This is a genomic window from Pseudomonas sp. NIBRBAC000502773 (assembly GCF_006517195.1).
GTDB classification, from domain to species: Bacteria; Pseudomonadota; Gammaproteobacteria; order Pseudomonadales; family Pseudomonadaceae; genus Aquipseudomonas; species Aquipseudomonas marginalis.
Genome location: NZ_CP041189.1, coordinates 2,146,650 through 2,161,210, shown reverse-complemented (window position 1 = coordinate 2,161,210; position 14,561 = coordinate 2,146,650). Strand labels below are relative to the sequence as shown.

At 61.2% G+C, this 14,561-nt stretch carries 11 protein-coding genes; 6 read left to right on the top strand and 5 right to left on the bottom strand.

All coding sequences use genetic code 11. The annotated features are described in order from the left end of the window. Positions 1-128: 128 nt before the first annotated feature. Together NIBR502773_RS09895 and NIBR502773_RS09890 are read left to right on the top strand one after the other, a co-directional pair. Positions 129-1,277: a pyridoxal phosphate-dependent aminotransferase gene (locus NIBR502773_RS09895; protein ID WP_141155950.1), complete on the top strand. Its 1,149-nt coding sequence runs from the start codon at positions 129-131 to the stop codon at positions 1,275-1,277. Next, positions 1,265-2,056, top strand: coding sequence for an amidohydrolase (locus NIBR502773_RS09890; RefSeq protein ID WP_092358464.1), 792 nt, complete (start codon positions 1,265-1,267; stop codon positions 2,054-2,056). The genes NIBR502773_RS09895 and NIBR502773_RS09890 overlap by 13 nt, the downstream gene beginning before the upstream one ends. Positions 2,057-2,146: 90 nt before the next feature. On the opposite strand, the gene leuA is transcribed toward NIBR502773_RS09890, so the two are convergent. The 4 genes from leuA to NIBR502773_RS09865 all read right to left on the bottom strand — a co-directional run bounded on the left by leuA (position 2,147) and on the right by NIBR502773_RS09865 (position 7,256). Continuing rightward, entirely contained in the window at positions 2,147-3,826 is a 1,680-nt protein-coding gene (gene leuA / locus NIBR502773_RS09885; RefSeq protein ID WP_027605424.1) for a 2-isopropylmalate synthase, read from the bottom strand. A 324-nt stretch (positions 3,827-4,150) separates the two neighbouring features. Continuing rightward, entirely contained in the window at positions 4,151-4,972 is an 822-nt protein-coding gene (locus NIBR502773_RS09875; RefSeq protein ID WP_141155949.1) for a M23 family metallopeptidase, read from the bottom strand. A gap of 3 nt (positions 4,973-4,975) precedes the next feature. Then, the gene (xseA, locus tag NIBR502773_RS09870; RefSeq protein ID WP_141155948.1) at positions 4,976-6,355 is read right to left on the bottom strand and encodes an exodeoxyribonuclease VII large subunit; all 1,380 of its coding nucleotides are present in this window, start codon (positions 6,353-6,355) and stop codon (positions 4,976-4,978) included. A 10-nt stretch (positions 6,356-6,365) separates the two neighbouring features. After that, the gene (locus tag NIBR502773_RS09865; RefSeq protein WP_141155947.1) at positions 6,366-7,256 is read right to left on the bottom strand and encodes a LysR family transcriptional regulator; all 891 of its coding nucleotides are present in this window, start codon (positions 7,254-7,256) and stop codon (positions 6,366-6,368) included. A 99-nt stretch (positions 7,257-7,355) separates the two neighbouring features. Here NIBR502773_RS09865 and NIBR502773_RS09860 point away from each other — a divergent pair, with 99 nt between their 5' ends. From NIBR502773_RS09860 to guaA, 4 genes are all read left to right on the top strand, one after another. Continuing rightward, the gene (locus NIBR502773_RS09860; protein WP_141155946.1) at positions 7,356-8,123 is read left to right on the top strand and encodes a sulfite exporter TauE/SafE family protein; all 768 of its coding nucleotides are present in this window, start codon (positions 7,356-7,358) and stop codon (positions 8,121-8,123) included. A gap of 91 nt (positions 8,124-8,214) precedes the next feature. Then, positions 8,215-8,763, top strand: a complete 549-nt coding sequence (locus tag NIBR502773_RS09855; RefSeq protein ID WP_141155945.1) for a sugar ABC transporter ATPase — start codon at positions 8,215-8,217, stop codon at positions 8,761-8,763. 104 nt (positions 8,764-8,867) lie between these two features. Further along, on the top strand, positions 8,868-10,337 hold the full coding sequence (guaB, locus tag NIBR502773_RS09850; protein WP_010207937.1) for an IMP dehydrogenase: 1,470 nt from the start codon (positions 8,868-8,870) through the stop codon (positions 10,335-10,337). An 81-nt stretch (positions 10,338-10,418) separates the two neighbouring features. Next, a complete protein-coding gene (gene guaA / locus NIBR502773_RS09845; RefSeq protein ID WP_027605430.1) occupies positions 10,419-11,996 on the top strand; it encodes a glutamine-hydrolyzing GMP synthase in 1,578 nt (525 codons plus the stop codon). A gap of 156 nt (positions 11,997-12,152) precedes the next feature. On the opposite strand, the gene NIBR502773_RS09840 is transcribed toward guaA, so the two are convergent. Then, positions 12,153-14,450 (bottom strand): autotransporter outer membrane beta-barrel domain-containing protein, encoded by a 2,298-nt coding sequence (locus NIBR502773_RS09840; protein WP_141155944.1) that lies wholly within the window; start codon positions 14,448-14,450, stop codon positions 12,153-12,155. Positions 14,451-14,561 lie beyond the last annotated feature (111 nt).

Genomic DNA, 14,561 nt, shown 5'->3' with positions numbered 1-14,561 from the left:
TTCACGTTGTAAGTTACAGGCTGCAAGAGAGGGCTCCTTTGGAGCCCTTTTTTGTGCCTGGCGGTTTGCCGCTTGACCTGCTTGCAGCTTGCAGCTTAAAACTTGCAGCTCACCCGAAGGGGGCTCCCATGATCACCAGCAAGCTGCCAAATGTCGGCACGACCATTTTCACCACCATGTCGCAACTCGCTGCCGAAACCGGCGCGCTCAACCTGTCCCAGGGGTTTCCCGACTTCAATGGGCCTCAGGCTTTGCTCGATGCCGTGGGTAAACATGTCGCCAGCGGGCACAACCAATATTCACCGATGACCGGCCTGCCGGCCTTGCGCCAGCAAGTGGCGACCAAGATCACCCGCAGCTATGGCGCCACGGTGAATGCCGACAGCGAAGTGACCATCACCCCTGGCGCCACCGCCGCGATCTTCTGCGCGATCCAGGCGGTGATTCGCACTGGCGATGAGGTCATTGTGTTCGACCCCTGCTACGACAGCTATGAGCCCTCGGTCGAACTGGCCGGTGGCCGCTGCGTGCATGTGCAACTGAGCCTGCAAGGCTTTGCATTGGACTTCGAGAAGATCAAGGCCGCGCTGTCGCCACGTACGCGCATGATCATCCTCAATACCCCGCACAACCCAACCGGCGCGCTGATCAGCCACGCCGAGCTGGACCAGTTGGCCGAACTGATCCGCGACCGCGATATCTACCTGGTCAGCGACGAGGTCTACGAACACCTGGTATTCGACGGCGTGCCCCACGTCAGCGTGCTGGCCCATGAAGAGCTGTACCCGCGTGCGTTCGTGGTCAGCTCCTTTGGCAAGACCTACCACGTCACCGGCTGGAAAACCGGCTACGTGGTCGCGCCACCGGCCCTGACGGCCGAACTGCGCAAGGTGCATCAATACGTCAATTTCTGTGGTGTGACCCCGTTGCAGTTCGCGTTGGCCGATTTCATGGCTGAACACCCGGAGCACGTCGATGAACTGCCGGGGTTCTACCAGGCCAAGCGCGACCTGTTCTGCGACCTGCTGGCACCGTCGCGTTTCAGTTTTAGCCGAGTGGCCGGCACCTACTTCCAGTTGGTCGATTACTCACAAATACGCCCGGACCTGGATGACGTCGCCATGTCCCTGTGGATGACCCGCGAGCATGGTGTGGCGACCATCCCGGTCTCGGTGTTCTACCAGAGCCCACCGCAAGACCAGCGCCTGGTGCGCCTGTGTTTTGCCAAACGCGAGGAGACGCTGCGTCAAGCGGCTGAAAAACTATGCGTGATCTGACGGCATTGCCTGACTTGAATATTGCCCTGGTCCAGACCACCCTGGCCTGGCACGACCGCCAGGCCAACCTCGAGCATTTCGAGGGGCTGCTGGAGCAGGCCCGCGGCGCCGACCTGATCGTACTGCCGGAAATGTTCACCACCGGTTTCTCCATGGCGTCGCAAACCCTTGCCGAGCCGGAAAACGGCCCGACCCATCAGTGGCTCCAGGCCCAGGCTGCGAAGTACAACGCCGTGATCACCGGCAGCGTGATTATCCAGGCCGCTGATGGCAGCCACCGCAACCGCCTGTTGTGGGCGCGGCCGGATGGCGAGGTGTTGCACTACGACAAGCGTCATCTGTTTCGTATGGCCGGTGAACACAATCACTACACCCCCGGCGAGCGCCAGGTGCAGTTCGAGTTGAAAGGCTGGCGTGTTCGGCCGCTGATTTGCTACGACCTGCGCTTCCCGGTGTGGAGTCGGGATGCCCACGACACTGACTTGCTGCTCTACACCGCCAATTGGCCGGGGGCGCGGCGCCAGCATTGGAACCGCTTGTTGCCGGCGCGGGCTATCGAGAACCTGTGCTACGTAGCGGCGGTGAATCGAGTGGGCACCGACGGCAAGGGCTTTGCCTACACCGGTGATAGCCAGGTGCTGGATTTCCAGGGCGAGAGCCTGTTGAGTGCGGGGGAGGCCGACGGTGTGTTCCAGGTGTGCCTGGGCGCGGCTGAACTGGCGGCGTATCGCACCAGGTTTCCGGCGAACCTGGATGCCGATAGCTTTCAGTTTGTCTGACAGGCCGTTATCGGGGGCAACCCAAATCTGAAACTCAATAAAAAAGGCCCCTGGGTGCTCACCCAGGGGCCTTCTGTATGACGGCGAAGGTTACGCCGCTTTCGCTTCCTGCTGGCTCAACGAGCGGTTCAGCGCACTGAACAGTGCCTTGAAGCTCGCCGTGGTGATGTTTTCATCAATACCCACGCCATGCACCGGGCGTTCACCGTTCACACGCAGTTCGATATAGGCCGCAGCCTTGGCGTTGGTGCCCGCGCCGATGGCATGTTCGTTGTAGTCCATGATCTCCACCCCAATCGGCAGGCCGGCCACCAGCGCTTCCAGTGCGCCGTTGCCCTTGCCTTTCCAGTGCAGGTTGGTTTCGCCTTGGCCCTTGCCCGAGACTTCCACTTCGACAAAGCTGTTGCCGTTTTCTTCCTGCAGGCGATGGCTGACCAGCGCGTACGGGGTGTTGGCCTGCAGGTATTCACGCTGCAGCAAGGCGTAGATCTGCGGTGCGGTCATCTCCAGGCCCACACGGTCGGTTTCGGCCTGGACAACCTGGCTGAACTCGATCTGCATGCGGCGTGGCAAGCTGATGTCGTATTCCTGCTCCAGCAGGTAGGCGATGCCGCCTTTGCCCGACTGGCTGTTCACCCGAATCACCGCCTCGTAGCTGCGACCGATATCGGCCGGATCGATCGGCAAGTACGGCACTTCCCACAGCGCATCCTCTTTCTGCTGGGAGAAGCCTTTGCGGATCGCGTCCTGGTGAGAACCGGAGAAAGCGGTGTGCACCAGATCGCCGACGTACGGATGACGGGGGTGAACCTGGATCTGGTTGCACTCCTCGACGACTTTGCGTACGCCGTCGATGTCGGAGAAGTCCAGCTGCGGGTCGAGGCCCTGGGTGTACATGTTCAAGGCCACGGTGACGAGGTCGACGTTACCGGTACGCTCGCCGTTACCGAACAGGCAACCCTCGACACGGTCGGCGCCAGCCATCAGGCCCAGCTCGGTGGCGGCTACGCCGGTGCCGCGGTCGTTGTGGGTGTGCAGGCTGATGATCACGCTGTCGCGACGGTTGATATGGCGACCGAACCACTCGATCTGGTCGGCATAGATGTTCGGCGTGGCGCACTCGACGGTGGCCGGCAGGTTGAGGATCATCTTGTGCTCAGGCGTCGGGTTCCAGACCTCGATCACCGCATCACAGACTTCCTTGGCAAACTCCAGCTCGGTAGCGCTGAAGGTCTCCGGCGAGTACTCGAAAGTCCACTGGGTTTCCGGCTGCTGGGCAGCGTACTTGACGAACAGCTTGGCCGCGTTGACCGCGATGGCCTTGATGCCGTCCTTGTCCTGGTTGAACACGATGCGGCGGAACGACGGCGAGGTGGCGTTGTACAGGTGCACGATGGCCTTTTTGGCGCCGCGCAGGGATTCGAAGGTGCGTGCGATCAAGTCTTCACGGCCCTGGGTCAGCACCTGGATGGTGGTGTCCTCGGGGATATGATTGTCTTCGATCAGTGTACGCACGAAGTCGAAGTCGGTTTGCGATGCGGCCGGGAACGAAGCCTCGATTTCCTTCACGCCGACCGCGACCAGGGTCTTCCAGAAGCGCAGCTTTTTCACCGCGTCCATCGGCTCGATCAGCGACTGGTTGCCATCACGCAGGTCGGAGCTGCACCAGATCGGCGCGGTGGTGATGGTTTTGGACGGCCAGGTGCGATCCGGGATGTCGATGGTCGGAAACGCGCGGTACTTCGAAGACGGGTCTTTGAGCATGCTCATCGGGAAATCCTTTGTTGTAGGGGCCGAGAAAAGGCGGCCTGCCGTAGAACTGTTTTTAGGGATAAAACGTAAAGACGAGGCAGATCGATTCAGCCTGGCAGTCGTGCGCTGACAAGGCACAGGCTGCGGTGCTGGCGGAGCTGAATGAGGGTGTGAGAGGTTTTCATAAGCTCAACCCTAACCGCCGGGGTGAAAGATGGCAAGCAGTCGCTAAAAATTGAGAGAAGTTCTTTTATCTGCGTAAGAAACGGGATTTTATGGTTGTGAATTGCGCCGGGGCTAGATTAAATTGCGCGACCGTAATCGTGCGCGCAATCGCTTCATTCACGGTTGGAACGCCCCGATGAAAATCGCCGGGTCGACCCGCGCATCGTTCAGGCTCACATTCCAGTGCATATGCGGTCCGGTGGCGCGGCCGGTTGCGCCGACCTTGCCCACCACCGTACCGCGCACCAGTTGATCGCCGACTTTTACATCGATCTTCGACATGTGGCAGAACATGCTGATAAAGCCCTGGCCGTGGTCGACAAACACGGTATTGCCGTTGAAGAAGTAGTTACCGACCAGAATCACCTTGCCGTTCGCCGGAGTCTTGATCGGCGTGCCTGCGGGTACGGCGAAATCCAGGCCCGAATGCGGGTTGCGTTCTTCACCGTTGAAGAAGCGACGCACACCGAACTTGCTCGACAGCGGCCCGTTCACCGGCTTATCCAGCACCAGATTGCTTGGCAGGTTGGGGCTGAAGCTGCGATAGGCCTTGATCTGTACCGCCAGTTCCGCCTCGATGCGCTTGAGTTGCGCTGGGGCCGGGTTGACCTGGCTTTTGTTCTTCAGGGTGATGCGCTGTTCCGGGTACTTCTTGTAACCAACGATAAACGGCAGGCTGCGCCCGCCGCTGCTGATACGCTCGTTGCCCGGTTTGACCGTCAGCGGGATGCCGACAATCGCCAGCCAGTTGTCCTGCTCCTTCACCACCAGCACGGGTTTGCCCTGGTACGTGGCTTTCAGCGCGGTAGCCGAAGGGCCGAGTTCAACCACCGCAACGCCGCCGGGCACCGGCTTGTTCAAGGTACGGCTGATATAGCTGTCGGCATGAGCGTTAACGGCGAGGCATAGCAGCAACAACACACTAAAGAAACGTGGCATCAATCAATCCAATAACGAAAGGGTGACGGGGGTCAGGTGGTTATCTTCCACCCGCACCTGCAATTGGCCTTCACCGAGGCGCGCGGTGAGGCGTTGGCCGGTGTGGGTCTGTGCGGCGTTGCGGATGGCCTGGCCACGCTCGTCGAGCAAAATGCTGTAGCCACGGCCCAAGGTTGCCAGCGGGCTGACCACCTGCAACGTCTGCACCTGGCTTTGCAGTTGCAGGCGACGCGCCTTGAGGCCTTCGCGCATGGCGCGGGGCAGGCGTTCGGCAAGGCTGTCCAGGCGCTGGCGCAGCAGGGCCAACTGGCGCCCCGGATGCTGGCCGGCGAGACGGGTTTCCAGGCGGATCAGGCGTTCGCGGCGGGTATTGAGGCTGCGCTCGAAGGCGCGGCGCAGGCGCATATCCAGATCATCCAGGCGCTGGGCCTGCTGGCGCAGACGTTCGCCGGGGTGCCGCAGGCGCCGGGCCATGCCTTCCAGGCGCAGACGGTCGTGGGCCAGGCGATTGCGCATCAGCATCACCAGGCGGCGGTGCAGGTTCTCCACCTGGCGCACCAGGTGGCTGGCGTCCGGCGCCAGCAGTTCAGCGGCGGCGGAGGGGGTGGGGGCGCGCACGTCCGCTACGAAGTCGCTGATCGACACATCGGTTTCATGGCCGACGGCACTGACGATTGGCGTCACGCAAGCATCCACCGCCCGCGCCACGGCTTCTTCGTTGAAGCACCAGAGGTCTTCCAGCGAACCGCCTCCACGCGCCAGGATCAACGCGTCAAAGCCGCGGGCGTCGGCGAGTTTCAACGCACGTACAATCTGCGGGATCGCTTCGCGGCCTTGCACGGCCGTCGGGATCAAGGTCAGTTCAACGTTCGGCGCTCGACGGCGGAACACGCTGATGATGTCGCGTATCACCGCACCGGTCGGCGAGCTGATAATGCCAATACGCCGAGGGTGCGCCGGCAGCGGCACCTTGCGTTCGGCACTGAACAGGCCCTCGGCGCTGAGTTTTTCCTTCAGGGCATCGAAGGCCAGGCGCAACGCACCATCACCGGCCGGCTCCACGGTATCGAGGATCAACTGGTAGTCGCCACGGCCCTCGAACAGCGAGACCTTGCCGCGCACCTTCACCGCCAGGCCATCCTTCAACGCCTGGCGAACCCGCGCAGCGTTATTGCGGAACAGTGCGCAGCGCACCTGGGCGCCGCTGTCCTTGAGCGTGAAGTACACATGGCCGGAGGCCGGGCGGGCGAGGTTGGAGATCTCGCCTTCGACCCAGATATTGGTGAATACGTCTTCCAGCAACACCCGCGCGCGGCCGTTGAGCTGGCTGACAGTCAGGACTTCGCGGTCCAGGCCCAAGCGGGCAAAGGGATCTTTAATCATGGGCGGCAGTTTATAGGCATTCGCGCAGGGTTTGACAGAACTGCTCCACCAACGCGCTCGGTGACTGCTGGCAGGCCAGGGCGACGGTGCTCAGGCAGTCCGGGTCGGCCAGGGGCAAAAAGTGCACGTTGGCGGGGGCGATGTCCTGCATGGACTTTGGCAGCAAGGCTATACCGAAACCGGCCTGGATCAACTGTAACTGGGTGGTCTTGCGTGACATCACTCGCGCGGCCTTGGGGAAAAATCCCGCACGCATGCACAGTTCGGCCGACAGATAACTCAGGCCGCCACGCTGGGGATGGGGGATCGAGATAAACGCCTGGTCTTTCAGTTGCTCCAGTTCGATGGGCGCCTGGCTGCGTGCCAGCGCATGACTCACAGGCACGGCCAGCAGCAGGGGTTCGCTGTATAAAGGCATGACCCGTACACCTTCGCGCTGGCGCAGCACGGGTAAACGCAGCACCCCGACTTCCAGGCGACCGTCGGCGATTTCTTCCAACTGCGCTTCGGAGGACAGTTTGCCGATATCCATCGACACCCCAGGGCCGCGCTCCAGCCAGGTGCTGATGCCTTGCAGTAAAGGCCCGCTCATCGGCACGGTGCTCGAATGGCTGAGGCGCAGCGTGCCCAATTCGCCATTGCCCACTTGGGTCGCCATCTCGCTGGCCTTGAGCAATTCGCTCAGCAGGTTGCGCGCCCGTGGATAGAAGGCTTCACCGGCGGCAGTCAGCCGCGGCTGGCGCGCGGTGCGTTCGAACAGCGGGGTTTGCAGTTGGTTTTCCAGCTCCTTGATCTGCCGGCTCAGGGCCGATTGCGCCACGAACAAACGTTCGGCGGCCGCACTGAAGCTGCCGCTGTCGGCGATTTCGACGAAGTAACGCAGTTGGCGGGTGGAGATCACACGTCATGCCTTTTCGAGATGGGTGGAGGGCTTTGAAGATATTAGTCGCATCCCTCACCGATGGCTAAAGTGATGGTCATCTTCAATAAGGAATTCCCCATGAGCCCGGTTGAGCTGATGAGTCAGTGGTCATTTGGTGGTGTGGATTGGCTGGTGATCGGCCTGGGCATCGTCGTGGCCTATATCGTATTTGGCATCGCTGGCTTCGGTACGGCGCTGGTGGCGGGGCCGATCCTACTTGTGTTTATGCCACTGTCGAAGATCATCCCGCTGTTGGTGCTGCTGGATTTCGTCGCTGCCTTCGGCGGCCTGCTGCAAACGCGGCGTGACGTGAACAAGGCTGAGTTGCTGCGCCTGCTGCCGTGCATGGCCATCGGTTGCACCCTGGGCGTGGTGTTTCTGCTCAACCTGCATTCGGAGCTGTTGCTGTTGTTGATGGGGCTGTTCATCAGCGCCTATGCGATCTACAGCCTGGCGGTGAAAGCGCGGCCAACGCAGTTGGCGGCAGGGTGGTCGATCCCCATGGGCACCGTAGGCGGGTTGTTCGGTGCGTTGTTCGGCAGTGGTGGCTTTTTATATGCAATCTACCTCAACAGCCGCTTGCCCAAGGACGCGGCGCGCGCCACCCAAAGCGCGTTGATCAGTTGCAGCACGGTGGTGCGCTTGAGCCTGTTCCTGATCGCCGGGGTGTATGCTGACTGGCCGCTGCTGATGTTGGCGCTGTGCCTGCTGCCGGCGATGGCTCTGGGGCTGTGGTGTGGGCGCAGGCTGACCATGCGCATGTCCCGTGAGGCCTTCGTCCGGCTGGTGACGTGGTTGGTGCTGGCCAGTGGCATTGCGTTGATTGGGCGGTACTTGAGCACTTGACCTGATTTCTTCAGGGATTAAGCTGCCGTCCTCCCGAGCCTCATCGCGGGCTTGTCCGCGATGAGGCCAGAAGCCACGCCGCAGGTCTCCCATGAATTCCCAAAGCATCCTTGTCCCGAAAATCTCCACCTTGCCCGTCCACGAACCCCGCGCCCGGGCGATCGTGCGGTGGCTGGTGCGCAAGAACATCATCAAGGAAGAACTGACCACCTGTGGCCGCACCGGCAACCGCATGGCCTATGCCCTGGCCGACGGCGCCCGCGCCGTGGTGCTGCACCCCGAGGCGCTGCCGTTCAACGAGCCGATCAATGGCCTGGAGATCATCTACAAGCGCTGCATCTATACCCCGGCCAAGGGCTTTCTCGAAGAAGCCGGCTGCCCGGAATGCCTCAAGGAAGTCGGCGAGGCGCTGTTCGAAAGCCTGGAAGACTGGATGCCCGGCCACACCGACAACTTCACCTGCCCGCTGTGTGGGCATGAAGATGACATCAACGGTTTCCTGTTCCTGCAGGCGTGCGGGTTTTCCAACCTGGGATTCATCTTCAACAACTGGGCGGAGGCGGGGTTCAAGCAGAGCTTTATCGACGAATTCGCCGATTGGCTGGACCAGAAGATCAGCTGGGTCAAAGTCGAGCTGTAGTCCTTCTATCACTATTCCCAAATATGTCAGAGTTTTACATTGAGACCTGGGGGGTGTCTGAGTATAATGGCGCGCTTCCATTTTCCCGCTCGGGAGCCCCCGCGATGCTGCGTATCAGCCAAGAAGCTCTGACATTCGACGACATTCTCCTAGTGCCCGGTTATTCCGAGGTGCTTCCTAACGAAGTCAGTCTCAAGACCCGCCTAACCCGTGGCATCGAGCTGAATATTCCCCTGGTTTCCGCTGCCATGGACACCGTCACCGAAGCCCGTTTGGCAATCGCCATGGCTCAGGAAGGCGGCATCGGCATCATCCACAAGAACATGACCATCGAGCAGCAAGCTGCCGAAGTGCGCAAGGTCAAGCGTTACGAAGCCGGTGTGGTGAAGGATCCGATCACCATCGAAGCCGACGCTACCGTACGTGACCTGTTCGACCTGACTCGCCTGCACAACATCTCCGGCGTTCCGGTACTGCACGATGGCGACCTGGTCGGTATCGTCACCTCCCGTGACGTGCGTTTCGAGAACCGTCTGGAAGTCACCGTCCGCGAAGTGATGACGCCTAAAGAGCGCCTCGTGACTGTCAAGGAAGGCGCCGACAAGAACGACGTGCGCGAACTGCTGCACAAGCACCGTATCGAGCGCGTGCTGATCGTCGACGACAAATTCGCCCTCAAGGGCATGATGACCGTCAACGACATCGAAAAAGCCAAGGCTTACCCGCTGGCCAGCAAGGATGACCAAGGTCGTCTGCGCGTCGGCGCTGCGGTCGGTACCGGCAAAGACACCGGTGATCGCGTTTCGGCCTTGGTGGCGGCCGGTGTTGACGTGGTAGTGGTCGACACTGCCCACGGTCACTCCAAAGGCGTGATCGACCGCGTGCGTTGGGTCAAGCAGAACTTCCCTGAGGTGCAGGTGATCGGCGGCAACATTGCCACCGGCGCGGCCGCCAAGGCCCTGGCCGAAGCCGGTGCCGATGCGGTCAAGGTCGGTATCGGCCCTGGCTCGATCTGCACCACGCGTATCGTTGCCGGTGTGGGCGTGCCGCAAATCAGCGCCATCGCCAACGTCGCCGCTGCCCTTGAAGGCACTGGCGTACCGTTGATCGCCGACGGCGGCATCCGTTTCTCCGGTGACTTGTCCAAGGCCATCGTTGCCGGTGCTTCCTGCGTGATGATGGGCTCGATGTTCGCCGGTACCGAAGAAGCACCGGGCGAGATCGAACTGTTCCAGGGCCGTTCCTACAAGGCTTACCGCGGCATGGGTTCGCTGGGCGCCATGTCCCAGGCGCAAGGCTCTTCCGACCGTTACTTCCAGGACTCTTCGGCAGGCGCCGAGAAGCTCGTACCGGAAGGCATCGAAGGCCGTGTGCCGTACAAGGGCACCCTGAGCGCCATCATCCATCAACTGATGGGCGGCCTGCGCTCCTCGATGGGCTACACCGGCAGCGCCGACATCGAAGAAATGCGCACCAAGCCAGAGTTCGTACGGATCACCGGCGCCGGCATGGCTGAATCCCATGTCCACGACGTGCAGATCACCAAGGAAGCGCCAAACTACCGCGTAGGTTGAGGCTTCCAGCAAAACGTTAAGTAACCGGGGCTGTTCTTTCAGCCCCGAGTTGTTTCTGATTCATTAGACGAGACTGACTTCATGGCCCTCGACATTCACGCCCACCGCATCCTGATCCTCGACTTCGGTTCCCAGTACACCCAGCTGATCGCCCGCCGCGTGCGTGAAATCGGCGTGTATTGCGAACTGCACCCGTTCGACATGGATGACGAAGCGATCCGCGAATTCGCACCGAAAGGCGTCATCCTCGCCGGTGGCCCCGAGTCCGTGCACGAAGCCAACAGCCCGCGTTGCCCGCAAGCCGTGTTCGACCTGGGTGTTCCTGTCTTTGGTATCTGCTACGGCATGCAGACCATGGCCGAGCAACTGGGCGGCAAGGTTGAAGGTTCCGAGCTGCGTGAATTCGGTTATGCCCGTGTCGACGTGGTCGGCAAGAGCCGCCTGCTGGACGGCATCGAAGACCACATCGACGCCGATGGCCTGTTCGGCCTCGACGTGTGGATGAGCCACGGTGACAAGGTCACCAGGATGCCGGAAGACTTCCACATCCTGGCCAGCACCCCGAGCTGCCCGATCGCTGGCATGTTCAGTGACGAGCGTCGCTACTACGGCGTGCAGTTCCACCCGGAAGTGACCCACACCAAGCAAGGCGGGCGCATCCTGTCGCGCTTCATCCTCGACATCTGCGAGTGTGAAGCCCTGTGGACCCCGTCGAAAATCGCTGAAGACGCCATCGCCAACGTACGCGCCCAGGTCGGCACCGACAACGTGCTGCTCGGCCTGTCCGGCGGCGTTGACTCCTCCGTGGTTGCTGCGCTGCTGCACAAGGCCATCGGCGACCAACTGACCTGCGTGTTCGTCGACAACGGCCTGCTGCGCCTGCACGAAGGCGAGCAGGTAATGGCCATGTTCGCCGAGAACATGGGCGTCAAGGTGATCCGCGCCAACGCCGAAGAGCAGTTCTTGAACAACCTGGCCGGCGAGTCCGACCCGGAGAAGAAGCGCAAGATCATCGGCCGCACTTTCATCGACGTGTTCGATGCCCAGTCCAACAAGCTGGACAACATCAAGTACCTCGCCCAGGGCACCATCTACCCCGACGTGATCGAGTCGGCCGGCGCCAAGAGCGGCAAGGCCCACGTGATCAAGTCCCACCACAATGTGGGTGGCCTGCCTGAGGAAATGAACCTCAAGCTGGTAGAACCGCTGCGCGAACTGTTCAAGGACGAAGTCCGTCGTCTGGGCCTGGAACTCGGCCTGCCGTACGACATGGTCTACCGCCACCCATTCCCAGGCCCGGGCCTGGGCGTGCGCATCCTCGGTGAAGTGAAGAAGGAATACGCCGACCTGCTGCGTCGTGCCGACCACATCTTCATCGAAGAACTGCGCAAGGCCGACTGGTACCACAAGGTCAGCCAGGCGTTCGTGGTGTTCCAGCCGGTTAAGTCCGTAGGCGTTGTAGGCGATGGCCGTCGTTACGCCTGGGTCGTGGCCCTGCGTGCGGTAGAAACCATCGACTTCATGACCGCCCGTTGGGCACACCTGCCGTACGAACTGCTGGAAACCGTCAGCGGCCGTATCATCAATGAGATCGAAGGTATTTCGCGCGTTACTTATGACGTGTCGAGCAAGCCGCCGGCGACGATTGAGTGGGAGTAAGGCTGATCCGCAACCACCTGATTCATAGGTAAAAAACCAGGTGGCTGCGATTTTTCCACGTCATCAATGGCTCGGTTCATGGTGCGTGGTGCGGGTCTCGTCTGAAACAACAAAGCCCGCATTGGCGGGCTTTGTTGTTTCAGACGAACACGTTAATCAGAAGTCGTAACGCACGTTCGCAGTGAAGGTGTCGGCGTCGAAACCGCTGCTGGTCAGGTAGTTGTACATCCCTCCCACGCTCCACGCGCCCACGCGGTAGTTCGCGCCCAGTCCCAGCTCGTAGCTGTCGCGCGCGGGTGTCGCACCGGTGGTGGTGAACGGGGTGCCGCCGAGCACGAAGGTGGAGGTGGTACCGGCCTTGTCGCCGATGAAATCGTGCCAGGCCATCAGCTTGGCTTCCGGTTCCAGGCTGCCCACGCCTACGTCAAAGGCGGCCGCCAGGCGAGCGCCCAGGCCCATTTCGCCGATTTCATAACGCTGGCTGCCGACGTTGAGGGCGGCTGAGCTGCCTTTTTCACGGTACGAATCAATCGATACGTTGGCATAGCGCGCACCGACCTGTGGTTCCAGCAGCCACTGCTTGTCGAGCTGGAACGTGTAGCCTGCCAGTGCGTTGACGCCGAAGATCTCACTGTCGTAGTCGGCCTTGGCGCGGGTGCCGGCGATGTAGCGTTTGGACTCGTTGTCGTTCCAGCCATACATCAGCGAGGTGTCGACGAAGAAGTTGTCACGGGCCCAGTTGCCATACAGGGTCAGTGCATGGCCGCTGACGTCGGTTTTGTTGCCCAGGTCGGATTTGACGTCGCTGGTCAGGTAGCTGTAAGCCAAGCCCACGGTGGTATCGGTGTTGAGTTTGCCGTCGGCACCCACGGCGATGCCGTTGGTGTTGGCGTCGTAGCCGTCGACACCGTGGCGGCTGTCCTGGTTGGCATCGCTGGACAGCGCTTGCAGCCATACGCCTTGTTCTGCCAGGACGTCACCGGAGGACAGACCGCTACGTGCTTTGCTGGCGCGGCGGTTGATGGCACTTGCGACCAGGTTCTGGCTGTTGGTGGCGGCGTTGACCGCCCCACGGCTGACGTCCGGGGCCAGGGTTTCGGCAAGCTTGGCCAGCTCTTCACTGGTGGCGGCGTTGGCGAAACGCTGGAATACCGGGTCGCTTTCGTCCATCTGGCCCAGGGCCGTGTTCTTGAGCGGCGTGATGGCGTTCACCGCATTGCGCGAACCACGGGCACCCAGCAGGTCTTGTGTGATCACCTCATCACTGCGGGTGGCAACCAGTGCTTTCACGTCCTGGCCTTCGATGCCGAAGTTCCTCACTTCAAGCAGCGCTGAGGAGGAAACCACGGACAGGTTCTGCGGGTCTTCCCAAGTGCCGGAGTTGATGAGGGTGTAGCGGGTGCCCTGGGCCGACGTGCGGAAGTCGTCGGAGCGAGCCTGCAGTTCGACCTGGCTGCCTGGAGAGAAGAAGGTATTGCCGGTGACTTTCAGGATCGGCGTGTTGGGCTGCGTGTTGTTATCCAGCAGCAGGCGCAGGCGCGCAGTGTCGCTGTCCATGTCGAGGTCGCCCACAATCGTGGTCTGCGGGCGAAGCAGAGTCAGGCGGCCACCGTCGATATCGACGTAACCGGCGCGGATGGTCGAGCCATCGAACATCGCGTCCCCTCGCACCAGCACACCACTCAGGCCCAGCAGGTCACCCTTGACCTGACCACCCTGCCAGTAGAAATACGAAGGGGAGGCATTGTCGTCCGCCAGAATGGCTGCGGTGCCGCCTTCGATGAGGCCACCTGTCTGCCTGATGGAGAGCATGTCGAAACCGCCGGAGGTGTCGAGGCTGCGAAAGCGGATACCGACCCCGTCAGCGGAGATAGTCCCGCTGTTGTTGATATCACTCTTGAAGGGAGCGCCTGCCATCTGACCGGTAAAGCGTGCTTTCTCGATGTCGATACCCACAGAGTCGATGCCACGCGCGGTGATAGTGCCCGAGTTATTGATGCGCGCCTGGGTCGAGGTGATCAGCATGCCTTCGACATTTGTGCCAGTCACAGTGATGTTGCCGTTGTTGTTCACTTCACCAGCGATCTTTGCCAGATACAGGTCCAGCCCGACGGCGGCGTTGCCGCTCACCGTAATGTCGCCATTATTTACCAAGTCGCCACCGACGTTGGAATTGAGGGTCATGGCGATACCGGACGGGAAGTCGGTGGGGGTCGCAGCCGTCAGGTTGATTTTGCCCTGGTTGACCAAGTTGCCCGCCAGGGTCACATTCATCAGATTTACGCCTGCGTTTTGCGACGTCCCGGTGAAGGTGGCGTTATTGAAAACCTCATCGGAGCTGCTGTATGCCCCTGTGCTCAGGTCGTAGTTAAGGTCGGGTGCGGGTGCAGCATGGGCCGTGGCAGCCGCGACGGACAGCGCCAACAACGAGCGGCGCAGGTGGGAAATGTTCAAGGCAGTATCCTTACAGGGCAGAAACTGACAGGGAATAACGCACGCGTCAGCGTCAGTTTTTAGGCATCCCTGCCAGCTTGTCAGTGAGTGCTGATTCAAGCGCGCTCGAAT